The sequence below is a fragment of the Aggregatibacter actinomycetemcomitans DSM 8324 genome (assembly GCF_000372365.1).
Classification (GTDB): domain Bacteria; phylum Pseudomonadota; class Gammaproteobacteria; order Enterobacterales; family Pasteurellaceae; genus Aggregatibacter; species Aggregatibacter actinomycetemcomitans.
The window spans coordinates 19,611-40,372 of the sequence record NZ_AQUU01000016.1 but is presented as its reverse complement, the minus strand read 5'-3'; the positions used below and the strand labels follow the sequence as shown (position 1 = coordinate 40,372).

The window sequence follows — 20,762 nt, the reverse complement described above, 5'->3', positions numbered from 1 at the left end:
AAAGGGGTAAGCGGAACGCCTAAGAACATAGCGGGACGAGTGAGCGCTTTGAATAATGGGTCTCTATTCATTTTAAAATCTATGCAAGTGGTTAAAGGTGCAGATACGCTGCACCATTCGTGGTAGTGGGTATAATGAATGTGTTAGCCAACTAATAATTTTGCAATTTCCGCTGCAGCCCCAATAATGATACCACCCACAAGGATAGGCGCAACTTCGCGGAAAGTTTGCCCCTGAAAGAGAACTTTATAACCGGCAACAATTACCGCAATTGTAACAACCCCAATCTGAATATAAGTTAGTGAATTTAAAATGTTATCAACAAGGGTATTTACCTTCTGCAACCCCGCTGCTTGAGATGAATTTGTAGCGGCTAACACCATAGCACCAACTACCGCCGTTTTTCCGGCATTTAACTTGCCTTTTACTTTTGATAAAAAGTTCATTAGATTTTCTCCAATTAGAATTTAAAAGTTTTTGAAACGCTTTCACGTATTACTTGTTGAGATTCATTACTTACAGTTTCGGGTTTAGGTCTGTTTTTAATCAATCTTCCTGATTGATTAAAAATAGTATTTGTTGAAAATACCGTTACAGGTTGCCGCTGCTTATCAGCCTTTTTCTTTTGCGCTTTGAATTTTGGTTCCCGTACCTTGGCAAGTGCTTGGGGTATTTCGGATTTAATGCTTGGCACGATGATTTCTTCCTTGTCTTTGACGTTTCCTATTACCCTTTCAACGTAAGAGGTAGCCAGACCGTTTTTACCCTCCCGTACAAAGCCATAAGAGAAATTCCCTGCGTAATAACAACTCAACGCCTCTGCAACCGATTTATTTGGTGATTTGGCATAGCATGCAGACAGAATTTTTTCACTCACTTTGATATTAGTGCAACTATCTAATAGTTGTTTACCTGTTACACCATATTTTGCAAAATTCCCTTTGTTCACTTGTCCCAATCCAACCGAATAATTTATTTTTTTAGCTTCAAGTTCATCTATGACTAATTCTGCTTCTTGGAGTGTTTTAGGCTGTTGAGCAAGAGGAATATCATTTACTACTGCGATAGCATAAGGATTATATGAGCTTTCTGTTTGAATTAATGCGTGAAGTGTTTCAATGTGAACTATTGTTGAGCAAGCTAATAAAATTTCAGGGACCATTAAATGGCAACCTTTTGTTATTACAAGTTAGGACGGTATTTAGAGATAATGCCATCAATAAGGCAATATAAAGATCAATTATCTAACAGGACGATCTTTTGTTTTAATGCTAACAATCATATTAGAATACTGACCGGGATCTTTTAAAACCGGTTTAAGGATACTGCGTTTAAACTCTCTAAACTAAAATCAGAATATGAAGAACTTTCTCCATCATTATTAAGTAAACTTTTTCAATTTGAATAAATAGGGTTGAACATATTCAATAAATACTAAGTCTAACGATTGATCCATATTAGTTTAAATTAGATTTCTCGCTACATTATTTAAATTTGTCTAAGCAAGGAGTTCAAGAATTTCTATAAACCTAGTATAACCCTTATATATGAAATTTTCACTGTTTTATATTCTATAGCCATTCCATTTTTAAAGTTTAAGAAGATTTAAACAAGCAAAACTATATAAATTAACTTTGTTTATTACTCCGTCAGTTTATGGCGATTGACTGTGAGTTCATTTGCTTTATAAACATTAAATCTTTTCAATTCCTTATACCCACGACTCCACCACTCGAGCTGAGTGACTGGCTAGCTGCGTAGGGAGTTATGGAGGCGTGTCCCGGAGTCGAACCGAGCTACATGGATTTGCAATCCAGTGCATAACCGCTTTGCTAACACGCCGTTAGTTTTGGAGCGGGAAACGAGGCTCGAACTCGCGACCCCAACCTTGGCAAGGTTGTGCTCTACCAACTGAGCTATTCCCGCGTTTGTCTTTAGTGCGGTGCATTTTACTGACTTATCTAAAACTGTCAACAAACAATTAAAAAAACGATGAGTTTGTCGAAAAAATACAAAAGGTTAAAAAATTCCGAGGTTAAATTTTAGCTTGTGTAATCAATTCGTTATAAAATTTCCTTTTATCAAGGGGGAGTTTATGCCAGAATGAAGCACATTTTTTATAAAAAGTGCGGTATAAAAATATGTTGTTTCGCGGAGGATTTATGACACAAAAATATGCGATTGATACCCTATTAGCCCAAGCCGGCAATCGCACCGACGAGCGCACCGGCGCCGTTTCCACCCCAATTTTCCTTTCTACCGCTTACGGGCACCATGGCATTGGTGAAAGTACCGGTTTTGATTATACCCGAACCAAAAATCCTACTCGCGCTGTGTTAGAAGAGACTATCGCCCAATTAGAAAAGGGCGAGCGCGGTTTTGCCTGCTCTTCCGGCATGGCGGCAATTCAATTATTGATGTCATTATTTACGTCACCCGATGAGTGGATTGTATCCAGTGATGTTTATGGTGGAACTTATCGTTTATTGGATTTTTGTTACAAAAACACCAACGGCGTCAAACCGGTTTATGTGAATACCGCTTCTGTTCAGGCGATTGAAGGGGCGATTACGTCGAACACCAAAGCAGTTTTTATTGAAACTCCCTCCAATCCGTTAATGGAAGAATGCGATGTGGATGCCATTGCCAAGGTGGCGAAAAAGCACAATTTATTACTTATTGTCGATAATACGTTCCTCACGCCGGTGTTATTCCGCCCGATGGAACATGGGGCTGATATTGTGATTCATAGCGGGACCAAATATATTGCCGGGCATAATGACGTTTTAGTCGGTTTGATTGTTGCTAAAGGGCAAGAACTGTGTGATCGCCTGTTTTACATCCAAAACGGTGCGGGCCCGGTGTTATCGCCGTTTGACTCCTGGTTAACCATTCGCGGTATGAAAACTTTGGCATTGCGTATGCAGCGTCATGAAGAAAATGCCAAAGCCATCGCCGAATTTTTGCGTCAACAACCGCAAGTGAAAGATGTGTTGTATCCTAATAAAGGCGGTATGTTATCTTTCCGCCTGCAGGATGAAAGTTGGGTTAATACGTTCTTGAAGGCGATTAAATTGATTACGTTCGCCGAAAGCCTTGGCGGTACCGAAAGTTTCATTACTTACCCGGCAACTCAAACCCACATGGATATTCCGGAAGCAGAGCGCATTGCGCGCGGTATCACCAATAATCTGCTGCGTTTCTCTGTCGGTTTGGAAAATGTGGAAGACATCAAAGCGGATCTGGTACAGGCGTTTGCACAGCTTAAATAAATTTAATATATTTGGAGGGTAAAATGAAAGTTGCAGTATATAGCACCAAAAGTTATGACCGAAAATATTTAGAGTTAATTGATGCTAAATACGGCTTGGATTTGGAATTTTACGATTTCATGCTCAGTGAGCGCACGGCAAAAATGGCGGAACATTGTGAAGCCGTATGTATTTTCGTGAATGATGACGGAAGCAGAAAAGTGTTGGAAAAACTCGCCGCACTTGGAGTAAAAATTATTGCCTTGCGTTGCGCCGGTTTTAATAATGTAGATTTAAAAGCCGCCCAAGAACTCGGTTTGACGGTCGTTCGTGTGCCGGCATATTCACCGGAAGCGGTGGCAGAACATACGGTCGGCTTAATGATGACGTTAAACCGTCGTATTCATCGCGCTTACCAACGCACCCGTGAAGCTAACTTCTCCTTAGAAGGGCTGATCGGTTTCAATATGTATGGTCGCACCGTCGGTGTTATCGGCACAGGTAAAATAGGTGTTGCGGTCATGCGTATTCTAAAAGGCTTCGGTATGCACATTTTAGCCTTTGACCCATTCAAAAATCCGACAGCGGAAGAGTTAGGCGCAGAATATGTCAGCCTGGATGAGATTTATCGACGTTCTCATGTTATTACCTTGCATTGCCCGGCAACACCGGAAAACTATCATTTGCTGAATCGCGAAGCCTTTGCCAAAATGAAAGACGGCGTGATGATCATCAACACCAGTCGTGGTACGCTGATTGATACTAAAGCGGCAATTGATGCGTTGAAACAGCGTAAAATCGGTGCTTTAGGTATGGATGTATATGAAAACGAAAGGGATTTATTCTTTGAGGATAAATCCAATGAAGTGATTCTGGATGACGTATTCCGTCGTTTATCTTCCTGTCACAATGTGTTATTAACAGGCCATCAGGCATTTCTAACAGAAGAGGCGCTAACCAGCATTGCCGATGTTACCCTGTCTAATATTTATGCTATTGGGAAAGGCAAACCTTGCGATAATGTAGTTTTGTCTTCTTAGCTTTTAACAATTAAAATAATTTGTGTTATTCGCATAGCGCTATGCTATTATGCGCAGGAAATTAAACACTAGTACACAAAAGTAACAAAAGGAAAAAAAATGAGCGAAGTATTACATTCCAGCGATGCAACATTCGTTGCAGACGTTTTAAATTCAGAGGTCCCTGTATTATTAGACTTTTGGGCTACATGGTGCGGACCGTGCAAAATGATTGCCCCGATCCTTGATGATTTGGCGGTGGAATTTGATGGTAAAGTGAAAATTGTGAAAATCAATATTGACGATAACCAGGCCACCCCTGCACAGTTCGGCGTGCGTAGTGTCCCGACACTATTATTATTTAAAGATGGCAAACCGGTAGCAACCCAAGTCGGCGCCTTACCGAAAAATCAATTGGCCGCATTTATCAACCAAAATATCTGATTTTAGTCAGAATAAAAACGCCGAGTATATTGTGCTCGGCGTTTTTTGTTCCACCGCATTAAAAGTGCGGTTAGTTTTTCCGGCGTTTTTAAAACGCTTGGGCAGTTATTCATAAATCACAGAAGTGATTGATTCACTCTTCGGCATCATTGTCAGAACCTATGTTCAAAAAACATTGTTTTTTGTGACCGCACTTTTTTACTTCATCTCACGCAAACGCTTCAGAATGCCTTTCATTTTTTCCTCTAATGGCGCGGTTAAACGTAACGTTTCGCCACTGTGCGGATGTTCAAAACGAATGGTGTAGGCGTGTAAAAATAAGCGATTTAATCCTAATTCCACCATGTGTTGATCAAATTCTTTATCACCGTATTTGCTATCGAATGCGATAGGGTGACCGGCATATTGGGTATGCACCCGAATTTGGTGAGTGCGTCCGGTGACAGGTGAGGCTTTGATTAGCGTGGCATTGGTATAGCGTTCTTCCACAGAAAAACGGGTTTCTGAGGGTTTGCCTTGTTCACTCACTTTCACAATCCGCTCACCACCGGCAAGTTCATTTTTCAGCAATGGCGCTTGTACCACTTTGCAGTGCGATTGCCACTGTCCGCGCACGAGTGCCAAATAATCTTTTTGCACGGTTTTTTCGCGCAGCTGTTCGTGCAGATTGCGTAAAGCAGAACGTTTTTTTGCTACCAATAAAATGCCCGACGTATCGCGATCTAAACGATGAACCAGTTCTAAAAAACGAGCTGCCGGACGCAGTGCACGCAAAGCTTCAATGACGCCGAAATCTAACCCGCTGCCGCCATGTACGGCAATTCCGGACGGCTTGTTGAGCACCAATAAATAATTGTCTTCAAAGATGATGTGTTGTTCCAGTTGGGCAACTTTGGTGAGCTTATTGGAAATCGTATCCTGTGCTTTTTCTGCTACGCGAACGGGCGGAATGCGCACCACATCATCCGCCAGTAGCTTATATTCCGGTTTGCTTCTGGCTTTATTTACCCGTACTTCGCCCTTGCGCACAATACGATAAATCAGGCTTTTCGGCACACCTTTTAAACGTGCCAGTAAGAAATTATCCAGTCGTTGACCGGCTTCATCGTCGCTAACAGTTAAAAATTGTACACTTGGGTTGATGGTTTTTTCACTCATATTTGTCTATTTATTGCCACGGTTACAAAATTCGGCACGCATCATAGCATATCGCGCCATGGGTTTGAATGTGGCGGAGAATATTCGTCGAATTATGATAACCACCTTGCTAAAAATCCCTATTCGGGCGATAATAACGAGCATTTTTAAGTTGCAAAAAACGCTTAAAAATAAATACGTTATCATTGACGGGATATAATGCAGCATTCGGCATAAGACATTGATAGGTCAATGATTTTTTAGCGTCAAAATGAACGTCGGCTTGCAGGCCATTTTTTCTAACAGGTTTTGTTTTATTAAAATTTCGACATTCGATTGATTTTAATAGGTAGTCAATGCACCCAGCAGATGACGGTCGGGAAGACGGACATTCTGCGACAGACACGAGGTCGATTACTAAGCAAAGTGCGGTCCATTTTGATGGAGTTTTTTAGGGTTCGCCCTTTTTTATAAAAGAGAAAACGAATGAAAAGAATGTTAATCAATGCGACTCAAAAAGAAGAGTTGCGCGTTGCGTTAGTCGATGGGCAACGCTTATTCGACCTGGACATTGAGAGTCTGGGGCATGAACAGAAAAAAGCCAATATTTACAAGGGAAAAATTACTCGGGTTGAGCCGAGTTTGGAAGCCGCTTTTGTGGATTACGGTGCAGAACGTCACGGTTTTTTACCGTTGAAAGAAATTGCACGTGAATATTTTCCGTCGGGTTATGTATATCAAGGCCGCCCGAATATTCGCGATATTATCTCGGAAGGGCAGGAAGTCATTGTTCAGGTCAACAAAGAAGAGCGCGGTAATAAAGGTGCGGCGCTGACCACCTTTGTTTCTTTAGCAGGAAGTTATTTGGTAATTATGCCGAATAACCCGCGTGCCGGCGGGATTTCACGTCGTATTGAAGGCGATGAGCGTTTGGAGTTAAAAGATGCGTTGAGTTCTTTGGATGTGCCTGAAGGCGTGGGCTTAATCGTACGCACCGCGGGCGTGGGAAAATCCCCGGAAGAATTGCAATGGGACTTGAAAGTGCTGTTGCATCATTGGGAAGCCATTAAACAAGCGTCTCAAAGCCGCCCGGCGCCTTTTTTAATTCATCAGGAAAGTGATGTTATCGTGCGTGCCATTCGCGATTATTTGCGTCGCGATATTGGTGAAATCCTGATTGATAGCCTGCAAGTTTATGAAAAAGCCAAGGCGCACATTAAATTGGTTCGTCCGGATTTCATTAATCGAGTGAAATTATACCAAGGTGAAGTGCCGTTATTCAGCCATTATCAAATTGAGTCGCAAATCGAATCGGCATTCCAACGTGAAGTGCGGTTGCCTTCCGGCGGTTCTATTGTTATTGATGTGACCGAAGCCTTAACAGCCATTGATATTAACTCCGCCCGTTCCACCCGTGGTGGCGACATTGAAGAAACCGCGTTAAACACCAACCTTGAAGCTGCCGATGAAATCGCCCGTCAATTGCGTTTGCGCGACTTGGGCGGTTTAATCGTGATTGACTTTATTGATATGACGCCAGTTCGTCATCAGCGTGAAGTGGAAAATCGGGTTCGTGATGCGGTGCGCCAGGATCGGGCGCGTATTCAAATTAGCCGAATTTCCCGTTTCGGGTTGTTGGAAATGTCCCGTCAGCGTTTGAGTCCGTCATTAGGCGAATCCTCTCACCACGTTTGCCCGCGCTGCCAAGGCACCGGCAAAATCCGTGATAACGAGTCACTTTCCCTTTCCATTCTGCGTTTATTGGAAGAAGAAGCGTTAAAAGAAAATACCAAACAGGTTCACACCATCGTTCCGGTACAAATCGCGTCTTACTTACTCAATGAAAAACGGAAAGCCATTCATAGCATCGAAAAACGCCACACTGTGGATATTCTCGTGGTGCCGAATGAAGCTATGGAAACACCGCACTTTAGTGTGTTCCGTGTGCGTGATGGGGAAGAGGTTAATGAATTAAGTTATAACTTAGCCAGATTACATCAGGGGCAAGATGAGATCTTTGTGGCTGAAGAATCCCTGATTTCCCGTAACATTGACACCACACCTGCGGAAACGCCGGTGGTGGAAAGTGCGGCGGTTTCTTTATCCATTCCAATGCCGGCACCGGAACCTGTTGAGCGTAAAGAACAAAGCGGTCCGTCTTTGTTGAGCCGTTTATTGGCGGCGTTAAAAGGCTTATTTGCTTCCGAACCGAAACAGGAAGAGCAAAATAAGAAAACGCGTAATAACAATAGAAACAGTAACAATAATCGCAATCGTCGTAACCAGGAACGTCGTAATAGTCGCCGTAACCGTAATGACAATGCGGAAAATGTGGTTGAAGAGCAAACTGCAGAAAAGGCTGAGAGAGTTGAAAGCAGAAATCGCAATCAAGAGCGTAATGCCAAACGTAATCGCAAACCTGAAGTAATTGAAGAGGTGATTAACTCTGAGGCTTCCACACCGGTTAGCGAAGAAAGGGTAGAACCGACACAACGTCGTCAACGTCGTGATTTGCGCAAAAAAGTGCGTCTTAATGAAGAGGAAATGAATGAGGTTCCGCCTTCTAAATCGACAGTAGCACAATTTGCAGAAAACACCGTTGTTGAGCCAAAAGCGGAAGAAGAGATTGTAGTAACGGACGTGATTGATCTTGATGATAATGCTGAAGCCGATAAAGGGCGCGATAATTCACGTCAACGTCGTTTGCCACGTCATTTGCGCGTCAATAATCAGCGCCGTCGTCGCAATACGCAAGAAAAATCGCCGATGCCATTATTTGCGGCAGTGGCTTCACCGGAATTAGCGAGCGGTAAAGTGTGGATCGACATGGGGCAGTCCGTTCAATCAAAAGAAAATAGCTTCTTATCTGTTGATGAACTTCTTGAGCAACAAAATCAATCTGATGCAGGCGAACCGGAGCAAAGTATCACTGTCACTATGCCGGCGTTGGATATGATTGTTGAAAAAAGTAAAAATGATGTTCAGCCATTAACGGAATTTATTATCCAACCGGCAAATGATTCCGTTAAGAAAAAAGTACAAGCATCGTTACAACGCTTAAATAACAATGTGGTATCCGCTCCAATGGAAGCGACAGCTGAAGTGATTGTAACGATGGATGTCTCTGATAATGTGAAATTCATGGATGAAACTGACCGCACTTATGTTTTTAACGGGCGTCTAGGGACATTCTCGGCAGTAACCCACACTAAAGCAGAAGCGACTTTGGCGAAGCCTTCCGATACACCGATTACGACTTATCCGGTGCAAGAATGGCAGGAATCCCGTTATTATTTCTACGGTAAAGGCGCGGCAGGGCACCACACCGCAATCAGCCATATTTATACCGAACCGACTAAAGCGGAAGCGGTGAAATAATCGCTTGACTTGGTGTAGCAAAGTTCGTATTATTCACCTCGCTCAAACCTCGGAGGAATGGTCGAGCGGTTGAAGGCACCGGTCTTGAAAACCGGCGAGGGTTTACACCCTCCCTGGGTTCGAATCCCAGTTCCTCCGCCATATTCATAAAAGGCGCTAAGTGAATAACTTAGCGTCTTTTGCTTTTATCATTTCCTTCTTTTTCTAGCGCGGTATGCCATTTAATTTATGCATGTAAATCACGTGTTGGCGAGTCTGCGTTTATCCGATTCTTGTATCCCTTGTATCATTTTTAAAACAACTTGAATATCTACCGCACTTTATTTTATTTAGCTGAGTTCCGGCAATAAAAAAGGATTAGGGGTTGCCTAATCCTTTCGCCGAAATATTGTAGAGGTTATTTTTTACCGATTTTATTATCTAATGCAAATGCACCGGCGCCTGTGAAAACAAAGTATAAGAAAATGAAGCAGTATAAAAATGCCGGTTCACCGTCTTTCAAGAGTGGGTATGGGGAAGCATGGAACATGAAATAAGCTATCGCCATTTGACCGCTGAGTAAGAACGCAGATACGCGGGTAAACAAACCTAAAATCAGTAGGATACCGAAAACCAGTTCAATCACACCACCAACACCCATTAAGGATGCCAGTTGAACGGAACCGTTGCCGCCGGTCACGGAAATTGGGAATTCCCAAAATTTTGCTGTAGCATGTAATACGAATGCATAACCTGAAGTAATGCGTAATAAGCCTAAAAAGTAATTGCTGTATTTGTTTAAAAACATTTTTTCTTCCTTAAATAAAATAATGAAAATTGAAGGCGCGTATGCTAACAGTAAATTTAAAAGAAAAAAACAATATTGGTTAATTATTTAACGCTTTTGCTGCTTGTAATGTTTGTAAAAATGCTTCTCCTTCCATAAAACCGGTAATGCGGTGCGATGAAATTTCTTTTCCCTGCGGGTTAAAAAGCATCAACGTCGGCAAGCCGGTTATTGACAATTGCTTCATTAAAGTGCGGTTGTTTTCGCTGTTGTTTGTCATGTCGATTCTTAACAGCAAAACGTCTTTTAAAGCGTCTTGCACTTGTGGTTCCGCAAAGGTTTTATGTTCAAATTCTTTACAAGCGACGCACCAATCCGCGTAAAGATCCAATAGCGCCAGTGGTTTCGGGTTCTTCGTTAATACCAGTTGTAACTCCTCGTAGCTTTGCACGGATTGAAATTCAAGGGAATTCTTGACCGCACTATGGGTTCTTGCATGGTCGGTATTATTTTGCCACAGCCAATTTTGGAGCGGCTGGGCTAGTGTGATGGCGGCAATCAGAAAAAGAATACGGAACAGTAAGCCAATACCGTTGGTGTGCATTTGAGTGGCGAGCCAAATAAAGAAGCTGACGCCAAGCAGCGCCCATAAACGCGGTTCCCAGTCCAACGGAAGAACGCGGGAAAGTAGAAAGACCGGTAAGGCAAGCATCACAAAGCCGAAGGCAGTTTTTACATTCTCCATCCAGGCACCGGATTTCGGCAGAATTTTGTTACCGAAGACAGTAATCAGAATTAATGGTAAGCCCATGCCAAGTGCCAATAAATAAAGGGTTAATGCGCCGATAACAAGGTCTCCTGATTGCGCTACATAAAGCAGTGCGCCGGAAAGTGGTGCGGATGTGCAGGGGGAAGCGACCAAACCTGCGATGGCGCCCATGGCAAATACACCGAAAAACGCGCCACGTTTTTGTTGTTGGCTTAATTGAGTGAGCTTGGTTTGTAAAGATGGAGGCAACTGCAAAGTAAACACACCGAACATAGAAAGTGCCAGCAAGGTAAACACTACCGATAAGCCGATTAACACATAGGGGCTTTGCAACGCCACTTGGAACGGTAAACCGATAAGCACGACCAATAAGCCCAGGAGCGTATAGGTTAGCGCCATGCCTTGCACATACATGAAACTCAGCGTAAAGGCGCGCCAGGTATGGCTATGTTCCGTTCTGTTGCCGATGACAATCGCCGATAACAGCGGCAGCATCGGCAACACACAAGGAGTGAATGCTAAACCGATGCCCAGTACAAAAAACCACAACATGGCATATTTGCTTTGGAATAAACTATCGGCAAGCTGATTTTGTTGAGATGAAAAAACACTTGGATTTCTGACCGCACTTTTAGTTTCTTCTTGAGCTACTAGTGAAGTTTCTACAGCATTGTGTGGCAGTTCGCCAAGCATAAATTGTTTAGTTTTCGGCGGATAACAAAAGCCGGGAGTACAACCTTGATAAGTGACTTCCAGAATATCTTGCGGTTTGCTATTTGGCAATGACAGGCGTAAAGGAAGTTGGTGCTTGAAGATTTGTACCGTGCCAAAATACGGATCTTCGTATTGTTCTGCCCGGCTTAAAAATTGCGGTTGGCTTTCAATCGGCTGTCCATTGAGGGCAAATTCCAGTTTGTCCTGATAGAGATAATAATTTTCGACGATTTGCCAATTAAGTGAAATGTCGTTGCCATATTGTTCTGCCTGAAGTTGAAACGCTTGATCGACCGGTAAAAATTTTGGCTTTTGGTTAAACAGATCCACGGCTTGCACATTGAATGTCACGAAAAAGCAGAGGATAATGAGGAGAAATCTTTTCATAAAACGGTTGTTATCTTCCATAAAATGTTGCTCATTCTAGCATTAGCAAAAATAAATTGCTGCAAAATATCATGCTTTGGAGGTTGTTATACCTATTGTTGCGATTTATTCCATATGGAATTCGGCGTAAAATTTATCAATGCAAAATAACTGAGGCAATCAAATGAACATTGTGGTTTATTGTGGCGCGGCACTCGGCAATTTGCCGAGCTATCGCCAAGTGACTATTCAATTAGGCGAATGGATTACGCAACATCGACATACGTTAGTTTATGGCGGCGGAAAGGCGGGATTGATGGGCGTGTTGGCGGATACGGTACTTTCCAACGGCGGTACCGTTATCGGTGTGATCCCTGAATTTTTACAGGCGCGGGAATTGGTACACCAAGGTTGTACCGAAATTATCATTGTGGATTCCATGTCGGAGCGAAAAGCCAAAATGCTGGCATTAGCCGATGCTTGTATTGCTTTGCCGGGTGGGCCGGGCACGCTGGAAGAAATCAGCGAAGTCTATTCTTGGGCGCGAATCGGTAAAAATCCTCATCCTTGTATTCTATTTAACCAAGATGGTTTTTATGAACCGCTGAGAAGTCAATATCAAAGCATGGTCACTGCCGGTTTCTTGACGCAAAGTCATTTTGATAAGTTATTATTTAGTACAAATATTTTTGAAATAGAACGTTTTATTCTTGATTATCAAGTGCCTGAGATTCGTACTTATGAAGATGTGTAAAAAGTGCGGTCAAAAATAAAGTTGTTTTTCTATGAGAACTAACTCGGTGGATTTTTCGTACATTACATGATTTTTCTTATTACCCCAATCTAAGTTGTTACTTTTTTCGGCATCTTATTTTTTATTTTAAAATAAGTTTGCTTCTATGGATTTTTTTGTGTAAGATGGCGCGCATTATTATTTTTCACTAAAAAATAAGGATTGCAGAAAAATGAAAAAAGGTATTCATCCGGAAAATTATCGCACCGTTCTTTTTTATGACTCCAATGCCAAACAAGGCTTTTTGATTCGTTCCTGCGCCAGAACCACCAACACTATGAAATGGGAAGATGGAAAAGAATATCCGGTCTTTATGTGTGATACATCTTCAGCTTCACATCCGTTTTACACCGGTAAAACCAGACAGGTTGTCAACGAAGGGCGCGCCAGTGATTTCGCCAACCGTTACGGCAAATTCAGTGCATTTAAATCAAAATAAGGAATCCTCATGCAAGTATTATCTTCATTAAAAAGTGCCAAGACCCGCCATCCGGGTTGTAAAGTCGTGCGTCGTCATGGTGTGTTTATGTGATTTGTAAAGAAAATCCACGTTTTAAAGCGCGTCAGGGTGGCAAGAAAAAACGTTAAAAGAGAGTTTCTGTTTTTGTGTGTAACTTTGAGCCTTGCGCTCAATTATCCTCCGATGATGCATTGCATCGGAGGATTTTTTATTTTGGCAACAAGAGATTGAAGTATGAAATTTTATGACTTAGATCATAAAATTAAATTCTAATATGCCGAATTATGTATTTTTTTATTGTTACAATAATGTTGCAACTATAAAATAGAGCTTGTTTAAAATATAACAGCCTCATGGAAAAACTATAACGACAAAATAAGGATTTGCCAATGCAAACACCACGAATTTTAATCGTTGAAGATGAAACGATCACCAGAAACACGCTAAAAAGTATTTTTGAGGCGGAAGGATATGAAGTATTTGAAGCGTCGGACGGTACGCAAATGCACCAAGTGCTGGATACCGAAGATATTCATTTAGTGATTATGGATATTAATTTGCCGGGCAAAAACGGCTTAATGCTTGCCCGTGAATTGCGTGAAAATGCGGACATTGCACTGATGTTTTTAACCGGTCGAGATAACGAAGTGGATAAAATTCTAGGCTTGGAAATTGGTGCCGATGATTACATCACCAAACCTTTCAACCCGCGTGAATTAACGATTCGCGCCAGAAACCTGTTGCAGCGTACCATGCAGGAGAATCAACGCACGCACCATGTGGAACAATATAAATTTAACGGCTGGACACTGGATTTAAACAGTCGCACGTTGGTTACGCCGGAAGGCGAGGAGCGCAAATTGCCGCGTAGTGAGTTCCGCGCCATGTTACATTTCTGCGAGAATCCGGGCAAAATTCAAACCCGTGAAGAATTATTGAAGAAAATGACCGGACGCGAGCTCAAACCGCAGGATCGTACGGTGGATGTGACCATTCGTCGAATTCGTAAACATTTTGAAGATCATCACGAGACACCGGAAATCATCGCCACCATTCACGGCGAAGGTTATCGCTTCTGTGGTGACTTGGAATCCTAAAGAAAAATAAAAGAGAAATCAGCGCATTATGCGCTGATTTTTTATCCGGAAAGCAGAAAAGTGCGGTCATAAAACACAATGTTTTTTATGACCGCACTTTTTGTTGTTAAGAAACCTTTAAGCAGGCGACAAAATGGCTGTTGTTGTCGCTGTTGAACACCGGTTTCTGTTGTGCGCAACTGTCATCGGCAAGCAGGCAACGGGTGCGGAAAACACAGCCGGAAGGTGGATTAATCGGTGACGGCAGATAGCCTTCCAACAGCTGGATAGATTTATTACGCTCCAGTTTCGGATCAGGAATCGGCACGGCGGACATCAGGGCTTTGGTGTAAGGGTGTTTTGTGTGTTTGTACACTTCATCATCGGTGCCAAGCTCCATGGCATTTCCCAGATACATAACCAATACGCGATCGGAAATGTGTTTCACCACCGCCAGATCGTGCGCAATAAAAATGAGAGACAAGTCCATTTCTTTTTGCAGCGATTTTAGCAAATTCACCACTTGCGCCTGAATGGAAACGTCCAAGGCGGAAACCGGTTCATCGCAAATAATCATTTTCGGTTCGATAATTAATGCACGGGCAATACCGATACGTTGACATTGTCCGCCGGAAAATTCATGCGGATAACGGTTAATCAGGTTCGGTAGCAAACCCACTTTTAACATCATCGCTTGCACTTTTTCTTTGACTTGTGCTTTACTCAAGTGCGGTTGATAAATTTTCAACGGTTCGGCAATAATTTCACCGATATTCATGCGAGGATTGAGAGATGCCAGCGGATCCTGAAAAATCATTTGAATATCTTTGCGGGTATCGTGCCCTTGTTTTGCCGATTGTTTGCGCAAATCTTTGCCAAGCCATAGAATTTGCCCCTCAGAAGCTTCCACCAAGCCGATAATGGCGCGTGCCAGCGTGGATTTACCACAACCGGATTCGCCCACCACGCCGAGGGTTTCACCGGCGTAGAGTTTAAAGGACACGTCTTTTACTGCTTTCAAGGTTTGCGGTTTGGCAAAGAACAGGGATTTGTCGTTCTTAATTTTGAAGCTCACGCCGAGGTGGTTCACTTCCAGTAATAATTTTCTTTCTACTTGTTCATTCATAGGGCAAATTCCTCCGCAGGTAGCCAACAGTTTCTGATCCGTCCGTCATGAAGTGCGGTCAGTTTTGGCGGCGTTTTTTGGCATTGCTCGGAAGCGAATCGGCAACGCGGTGAAAACGGGCAACCTTGCGGTAAATGCAGCAGATTCGGCGGATTACCGGGAATGGTGACCAAATATTCTTCATCCATATCCAGGCGTGGGATAGCGTCCATTAAACCGATAGAATAAGGATGAGTCGGATGATAGAAAATCTGTTCCGCATTGCCGTATTCCATGGTGCGACCGGCATACATCACCAGCACATGATCACAAATGCCCGCCACCACGCCGAGATCGTGGGTGATCATAATAATCGCCGTATTGAACTCGTGTTTCAGCTCGTTTAACAAAGTCATGATTTGCGCTTGCACGGTCACGTCCAGCGCGGTGGTCGGTTCGTCGGCAATTAACAGCTTCGGACGACATAACAGTGCCATAGCGATCATCACCCGTTGGCGCATACCGCCGGAGAATTCGTGTGGATACATCCCCATGCGTTTCTTGGCTTCCGGCATTTTTACCGCATCCAACATTTTCACCGATTCGTTAAATGCCGTCTGTTTGTCGTAGCCTTTGTGCAATATTAACACTTCCATGAGTTGCTCGCCGATTTTCATATAAGGATTCAGCGACGTCATGGGATCCTGGAAAATCATAGAAATTTGTTCCGCGCGGATTTTGTTCAGTTTCTCTATTGGCAGATTGACCAATTGGACTTCATCAAATAATGCCGATCCCGAAACTTCGCCGTTGGGTGCGAGCAACCCCATGAGGGCAAAAGCGGTTTGCGATTTGCCGGAACCGGATTCGCCCACGATGCCAAGAGTGTGTCCGGCATCTAAAGTGAAATTTAAATCGTTGACAGCGGTCACAATGCCGTCCGGGGTTTTAAAACCGACATGCAAATTTTGCACATCCAATAAGTGCGTTGAGTTTGTCATTATCAGCTCCTAGCGGTCTTTCGGATCGAGTGCATCGCGCAACCCGTCACCGATAAAGTTAAAGCAAAAAAGGGTTAAACAGAGGAAGAACGCCGGGAAAGTCAGCAACCAAGGGGACACTTCCATTTGTGCGGCGCCGTCGCTTAATAATGCGCCCCAGCTGCTCATGGGTTCTTGCGTACCCAAGCCTAAAAAGCTCAGAAAGGATTCAAACAAAATGAAGCTCGGTACTTCAAGAGAGGCATAAACTGCCACTAACCCCAACACATTCGGAATGATGTGTTTAAAAATGATTTGACGACGAGGCACGCCGCACACAATCGCCGCTTCTACAAATTCTTTGTTTTTCAGGCTGAGGGTCTGTCCGCGCACGATACGCGCCAAGCCGAGCCAGGCAATGGCACCGATAGCTACAAAAATCAGGAAAATATTTTGTCCGAATAAGGTCACCAATAAGATGACGAAAAACATGAACGGAAAAGAGCTTAAAATTTCCAGAAGGCGCATCATCACCATGTCGATTTTGCCGCCGAAATAACCGGAAATGGCGCCGTAAATCGTGCCGATTAACACGGAAATCAGCGCGCCTGCAATGCCCACCATTAAGGAAATTCGCCCGCCGATGGCGGTACGCACCAAAAGATCGCGGCCGGAGGAATCCGTACCGAAGAAATGGTAGCCTTCCAGCGTCGGCGCCACGCCCATCATGTTCCAGTCGGTGTCTTCATAAGTAAAAGGGAAAGCGAGGGACGCAAAAGTAATGAAAAGCACGATAACACCCAACATGATTAAACTGACCACCGCCGCTTTATTGCGGAAGAAACGCCGTTTGGCGTCTTGCCACAGGCTGCGCCCTTCCAGTTGCATTTCATCCATGCGTTCCGCAAGTTGTTCAACAAATTCGGTATTTTTTTGATTTATTGGTTTTACACCATCATTTTTCGTCATGTTACTTCCTTAATAACGAATTTTCGGATCAATCACGGCGTATAAAATATCCACTACGGCGTTAAAAACGATAGTCAGTGTGCCGACCAAAATCGTGAGGCTCAATACAAGGGAATAATCGCGGTTAAGCGCGCCGTTAACGAAAAGTTTGCCCATGCCCGGTAAGCCGAATACGGTTTCGATCACCATGGAACCGGTAATAATGCCCACAAATGCCGGCCCTAAATAGGTAATCACCGGCAACAGGGCGGGGCGCAGCGCGTGCTTTAAGATAATGCGAGAGGTGGACAAGCCTTTTGCCTTGGCGGTACGAATAAAATTGGAGTGCAACACTTCAATCATAGAACCGCGCATAATCCGCGCAATGCCCGCCACATATCCGATGGTTAAGGATGCCACCGGCAACAGAATGTAACTCAAAGCCCCCTCATTCCAACCGCCTGCCGGCAGCCAGCCCAGAGTTATCGCAAACAACAGCACCAGTAAAGGTGCAAAAACAAAACTCGGCATGATCACGCCCACCATGGAACAGCTCATCAGAATGTAATCCCATCTGCTGTTTTGGTTCAGGGCGGCGAGCGTGCCGGCGGCAACACCCAGGGTTACAGCAAAGAAAAAGGCAATGGTGCCGAGTTTCAGAGAAACGGGCAAGGCGGAAGCAATCAGATTATTTACGGACTGATCTTTATATTTAAAAGACGGACCAAAATCCCCCTTGACCAAGTTCTTTAAATATAAAAAATACTGTGTATGCAGCGGTTCGTTTAGGTGATATTTGGCTTCAATGTTCGCCATCACTTCAGGCGGATAAGCGCGTTCCGAGGTAAACGGGCTGCCCGGCGCCAAGCGCATAAGGAAAAAAGAAAACGTAATCAGAACAAATAATGTAGGTATCGCTTCCAACACGCGTTTTAAGATGAACTTAAACATGAAATTGTCCCCAACGTATTTATAAAATACGGACCTAAAAGCAAAAATAAGAATAAAGTGCGGTCAAAAAATCCATCGAATTTTCCGACCGCACTTTTGATTAATGTTTAATAATATAAAGGTTGCGTAACAAAACGTTATCTTGCGGATCTTTGCCGCTGTAGCCTTTCACATAAGGTTTCACCAAACGCGGATTCACATAGTTATATACCGGAATCACGGCGAAATCATTTGCCAGAATTTCTTCGGCTTTGGCATAGGCTTGCGCACGACCTTTCTCATCGGTAGCAAGATAAGAATCGGCAATGGCTTTGTCGTATTCTACATTCTTGTACTTGGCGGTGTTGTTACTGGAATTGGATAAGAAATAGTTCCCGAACGTGCTGGCCTGGTTGTAGTCTGCATTCCAGCCGGCGCGCGCGACGTCATAACGCTGTCCGCGACGGTTGTCGATATAGGTTTTCCATTCTTGATTTTCCAGCTTGACATCCACCAAACCTTTTGTATTGGCTTTCCACATGGAGGCGGCGGCGATCGCCACTTTTTTGTGGTTCTCATTGGTGTTGTAAAGAATCGTGAATTTCAGCGGATTCGCTTTGCTGAATCCGGCTTCTTCCAACAGTTTAATGGCTTCCTCATTGCGTTGAGCCATCGGTTCTTTGCTGTAAGCCGGTTGTTGAATCAGCTCGCCTTCATTAATGTACGGCGGGGTAAACACATAGGTTGGTGTTTGACCTTGTCCCAGCACTTTATCGGTAATCACATTACGATCTAAGGCTAAATTTAATGCTTTTCTCACGCGAATGTCGTTAAATGGTGCCTTCGTATGATTGATTTCATATAAATAGGTTGAAAGGGTTCTGGCAGTAAATACTTCATCCGGAACATCTTTTTTCAGTTTGGCGAATTGCTCCGGCGGAAGGGCGTGTGGTGATGTCCAAATCTCCTGCACGATAACGTGCCACGTCGGTGCTGGAATTCTCAATGGCTAAGAAGGTGGCGTTGTTAATTTGCGTTTCTTTGTCATTCCAATATTGCGGGTTGCGCTCAAATTCAATTTTTTCGTTGATGACGTGATTTTTTAATTTATAGGCACCGTTACCGACGATATTGTCTTTTTTCACCCAATCGTCACCGAATTTTTCCACGATTTTTTGCGGCAACGGTAACAAGGATTGGTGGGTCGTCAAACCCACCGCATAAGGCACCGGGTTTGTGGTGTGAACGACAAAAGTGTAATTGTCTTTTGCTTCCACGCCAAGTTCTTCCGGTTTTTTCTTGCCGTCAATAATGTCTTGTGCGTTTTCAACTTGAAGATAATCCAGGAAACTGGCGTAAGGTGAGGCGGTTGCCGGTGTTACTAAACGACGCCAGGCGAAGACGAAATCATTTGCCGTAATAGGTTCACCGTTTGACCATTTGGCATCTTTGCGCAGGTGGAATGTCCAGGTTTTGTAATCGGGCGTGTTTTCCCAGCTTTCTGCCACACCCGTAATCAAATTGCCGTCGGAATCAGTAGTCACCAAACCCTCAAATAATTGATAAGCGACTTCTGCTTCTGGGATCCCGTCGGTTTTGTGCGGGTCAAAACTTTGTGGCTCGGAACCGTTGTTGATCACGATATTCTGTGTTTCTGCGAGCTGTGTTCCTTCAGGTACTTTGGCGGCATAAACGCTGCAAGATAAGGCAAGCGCAATGGTTGAGACAAGTAATTTTTGTTGCATTTGAATCTCCTTGTTATGAGCAATGAATTATCGTAAGAGTCAGAAAAATGATCTATCGCAAAATAGTTATTTTGTAAAGATCAATTCACAAAAAAGAACGATTTATTTACTCTTCTATAAAAAAGGAAAAAATAAAGGCGAAAAATTATGTTTTATTTAAAAATTTCGCCTCTAAATAAGGACCGATTTCCTGTGTAATGTGTTTGAGCTCCCTTGGCTTTCCAGTAATGCAAGAAAATTACGTATTTCATCATGTAACCCGTTTTACCAATAATCGGCGCTATGTTATAGCAATCCGGCGGGTTTTGCTATCTTTGTGCGGATTCGGTAGAATGAGCGCTAATTTATTTTTCATTTCCAACAGATTATGACCAAGAAAAAAGTAAAACCCGGTTCTAACACGATTGCGCTGAATAAACGCGCCAGACACGATTACTTTATTGAAGATGAAATTGAAGCCGGTCTTGAATTACAAGGCTGGGAAGTGAAATCCATGCGTGCCGGCAAAGTCAATTTGAGTGACAGCTATGTGATTTTTAAAAACGGTGAAGCTTTCTTATTCGGCGCAACCATTCAGCCTCTAAGCGTGGCATCAACGCACATTGTGTGCGACCCGCCCCGCACCCGCAAATTATTGCTTAAACAGCGTGAACTGGATTCCTTATTCGGCAAAGCCAACCGCGACGGATTTACCCTGATTGCCCTTTCCCTCTCTTGGAAAGGCGCGTGGGCGAAAGTCAAAATTGGCTTGGCAAAAGGGAAAAAACAACAGGACAAGCGGGAAGACATTAAAGAACGTGAATGGAAAGTGGTAAAAGAGCGTATTATGAAAAACGCGCGAAAAGGGTAACGGATAACAAAAAGTGCGGTTATTTTAAAAA

18 protein-coding genes, 3 tRNA genes and 2 pseudogenes are annotated in these 20,762 nt (G+C 43.4%); 10 read left to right on the top strand and 13 right to left on the bottom strand.

What is annotated here, in order from left to right:
* The 5 genes from A3CS_RS1000000112540 to A3CS_RS0109360 all read right to left on the bottom strand — a co-directional run.
* Positions 1–71 (bottom strand): VirB3 family type IV secretion system protein (locus tag A3CS_RS1000000112540; protein ID WP_211205775.1); only part of this gene is annotated, 71 nt, incomplete at its 3' end.
* A gap of 72 nt (positions 72–143) precedes the next feature.
* Positions 144–446 carry a TrbC/VirB2 family protein gene (locus A3CS_RS0109375; RefSeq protein ID WP_005558885.1) on the bottom strand — a complete coding sequence of 101 codons (303 nt, stop codon included), beginning with the start codon at positions 444–446 and terminating at the stop codon, positions 144–146.
* Positions 447–460: 14 nt separating this feature from the next.
* A complete protein-coding gene (locus tag A3CS_RS0109370; RefSeq protein ID WP_005568303.1) occupies positions 461–1,162 on the bottom strand; it encodes a lytic transglycosylase domain-containing protein in 702 nt (233 codons plus the stop codon).
* Positions 1,163–1,768: 606 nt separating this feature from the next.
* Positions 1,769–1,842, bottom strand: a tRNA-Cys gene (locus A3CS_RS0109365).
* A gap of 8 nt (positions 1,843–1,850) precedes the next feature.
* Positions 1,851–1,926, bottom strand: a tRNA-Gly gene (locus A3CS_RS0109360).
* Between the two features lie 236 nt (positions 1,927–2,162).
* On the opposite strand from A3CS_RS0109360, the gene A3CS_RS0109355 reads away from it, so the two are divergent.
* From A3CS_RS0109355 to trxA, 3 genes are all read left to right on the top strand, one after another.
* Positions 2,163–3,272, top strand: coding sequence for a methionine biosynthesis PLP-dependent protein (locus tag A3CS_RS0109355; protein WP_005568301.1), 1,110 nt, complete (start codon positions 2,163–2,165; stop codon positions 3,270–3,272).
* A 23-nt stretch (positions 3,273–3,295) separates the two neighbouring features.
* Positions 3,296–4,291 (top strand): 2-hydroxyacid dehydrogenase, encoded by a 996-nt coding sequence (locus tag A3CS_RS0109350; RefSeq protein WP_005545502.1) that lies wholly within the window; start codon positions 3,296–3,298, stop codon positions 4,289–4,291.
* A 99-nt stretch (positions 4,292–4,390) separates the two neighbouring features.
* Positions 4,391–4,714, top strand: a complete 324-nt coding sequence (gene trxA, locus A3CS_RS0109345) for a thioredoxin (protein ID WP_005550389.1) — start codon at positions 4,391–4,393, stop codon at positions 4,712–4,714.
* A gap of 198 nt (positions 4,715–4,912) precedes the next feature.
* Here the strand turns inward: trxA and rluC are convergent, their stop codons facing one another.
* Positions 4,913–5,872 (bottom strand): 23S rRNA pseudouridine(955/2504/2580) synthase RluC, encoded by a 960-nt coding sequence (gene rluC / locus A3CS_RS0109340; RefSeq protein WP_005568299.1) that lies wholly within the window; start codon positions 5,870–5,872, stop codon positions 4,913–4,915.
* 465 nt (positions 5,873–6,337) lie between these two features.
* Here rluC and rne point away from each other — a divergent pair, with 465 nt between their 5' ends.
* Together rne and A3CS_RS0109330 are read left to right on the top strand one after the other, a co-directional pair.
* A complete protein-coding gene (rne, locus tag A3CS_RS0109335) occupies positions 6,338–9,229 on the top strand; it encodes a ribonuclease E (RefSeq protein ID WP_005588348.1) in 2,892 nt (963 codons plus the stop codon).
* A gap of 51 nt (positions 9,230–9,280) precedes the next feature.
* Positions 9,281–9,370: transfer RNA gene (locus A3CS_RS0109330), tRNA-Ser, on the top strand.
* Positions 9,371–9,626: 256 nt separating this feature from the next.
* Here A3CS_RS0109330 and A3CS_RS0109325 read toward each other — a convergent pair.
* Together A3CS_RS0109325 and A3CS_RS0109315 are read right to left on the bottom strand one after the other, a co-directional pair.
* Positions 9,627–10,016, bottom strand: a complete 390-nt coding sequence (locus A3CS_RS0109325) for a DoxX family protein (RefSeq protein WP_005539808.1) — start codon at positions 10,014–10,016, stop codon at positions 9,627–9,629.
* 79 nt (positions 10,017–10,095) lie between these two features.
* Positions 10,096–11,865 carry a protein-disulfide reductase DsbD gene (locus A3CS_RS0109315; RefSeq protein ID WP_173540813.1) on the bottom strand — a complete coding sequence of 590 codons (1,770 nt, stop codon included), beginning with the start codon at positions 11,863–11,865 and terminating at the stop codon, positions 10,096–10,098.
* A gap of 163 nt (positions 11,866–12,028) precedes the next feature.
* Between A3CS_RS0109315 and A3CS_RS0109310 the strand changes: the two genes are divergently transcribed.
* The 4 genes and pseudogenes from A3CS_RS0109310 to arcA all read left to right on the top strand — a co-directional run bounded on the left by A3CS_RS0109310 (position 12,029) and on the right by arcA (position 14,194).
* Complete coding sequence (locus tag A3CS_RS0109310) at positions 12,029–12,598, top strand: LOG family protein (protein WP_005539814.1); 570 nt, start codon at positions 12,029–12,031, stop codon at positions 12,596–12,598.
* A 211-nt stretch (positions 12,599–12,809) separates the two neighbouring features.
* The gene (locus A3CS_RS0109305; RefSeq protein WP_005539816.1) at positions 12,810–13,076 is read left to right on the top strand and encodes a type B 50S ribosomal protein L31; all 267 of its coding nucleotides are present in this window, start codon (positions 12,810–12,812) and stop codon (positions 13,074–13,076) included.
* 9 nt (positions 13,077–13,085) lie between these two features.
* A pseudogene (gene ykgO, locus A3CS_RS01000000111105) lies at positions 13,086–13,225 on the top strand (type B 50S ribosomal protein L36).
* A gap of 261 nt (positions 13,226–13,486) precedes the next feature.
* Positions 13,487–14,194: a two-component system response regulator ArcA gene (arcA, locus tag A3CS_RS0109295; RefSeq protein ID WP_005539822.1), complete on the top strand. Its 708-nt coding sequence runs from the start codon at positions 13,487–13,489 to the stop codon at positions 14,192–14,194.
* Between the two features lie 106 nt (positions 14,195–14,300).
* On the opposite strand, the gene oppF is transcribed toward arcA, so the two are convergent.
* The 5 genes and pseudogenes from oppF to A3CS_RS01000000111100 form a co-directional block, all read right to left on the bottom strand.
* Positions 14,301–15,299, bottom strand: coding sequence for a murein tripeptide/oligopeptide ABC transporter ATP binding protein OppF (gene oppF, locus A3CS_RS0109290; protein WP_019518435.1), 999 nt, complete (start codon positions 15,297–15,299; stop codon positions 14,301–14,303).
* Positions 15,296–16,279, bottom strand: a complete 984-nt coding sequence (oppD, locus tag A3CS_RS0109285; protein ID WP_019518434.1) for an ABC transporter ATP-binding protein — start codon at positions 16,277–16,279, stop codon at positions 15,296–15,298. The genes oppF and oppD overlap by 4 nt, the downstream gene beginning before the upstream one ends.
* 9 nt (positions 16,280–16,288) lie before the next feature.
* The gene (oppC, locus tag A3CS_RS0109280) at positions 16,289–17,227 is read right to left on the bottom strand and encodes an oligopeptide ABC transporter permease OppC (protein WP_019518433.1); all 939 of its coding nucleotides are present in this window, start codon (positions 17,225–17,227) and stop codon (positions 16,289–16,291) included.
* Between the two features lie 9 nt (positions 17,228–17,236).
* Entirely contained in the window at positions 17,237–18,157 is a 921-nt protein-coding gene (oppB, locus tag A3CS_RS0109275) for an oligopeptide ABC transporter permease OppB (protein WP_005539833.1), read from the bottom strand.
* Positions 18,158–18,257: 100 nt separating this feature from the next.
* Positions 18,258–19,881: pseudogene (locus A3CS_RS01000000111100) on the bottom strand (ABC transporter substrate-binding protein).
* A gap of 367 nt (positions 19,882–20,248) precedes the next feature.
* Here A3CS_RS01000000111100 and smpB point away from each other — a divergent pair.
* A complete protein-coding gene (gene smpB / locus A3CS_RS0109265; protein WP_019518432.1) occupies positions 20,249–20,731 on the top strand; it encodes an SsrA-binding protein SmpB in 483 nt (160 codons plus the stop codon).
* The last annotated feature ends 31 nt before the right edge of the window (positions 20,732–20,762 follow it).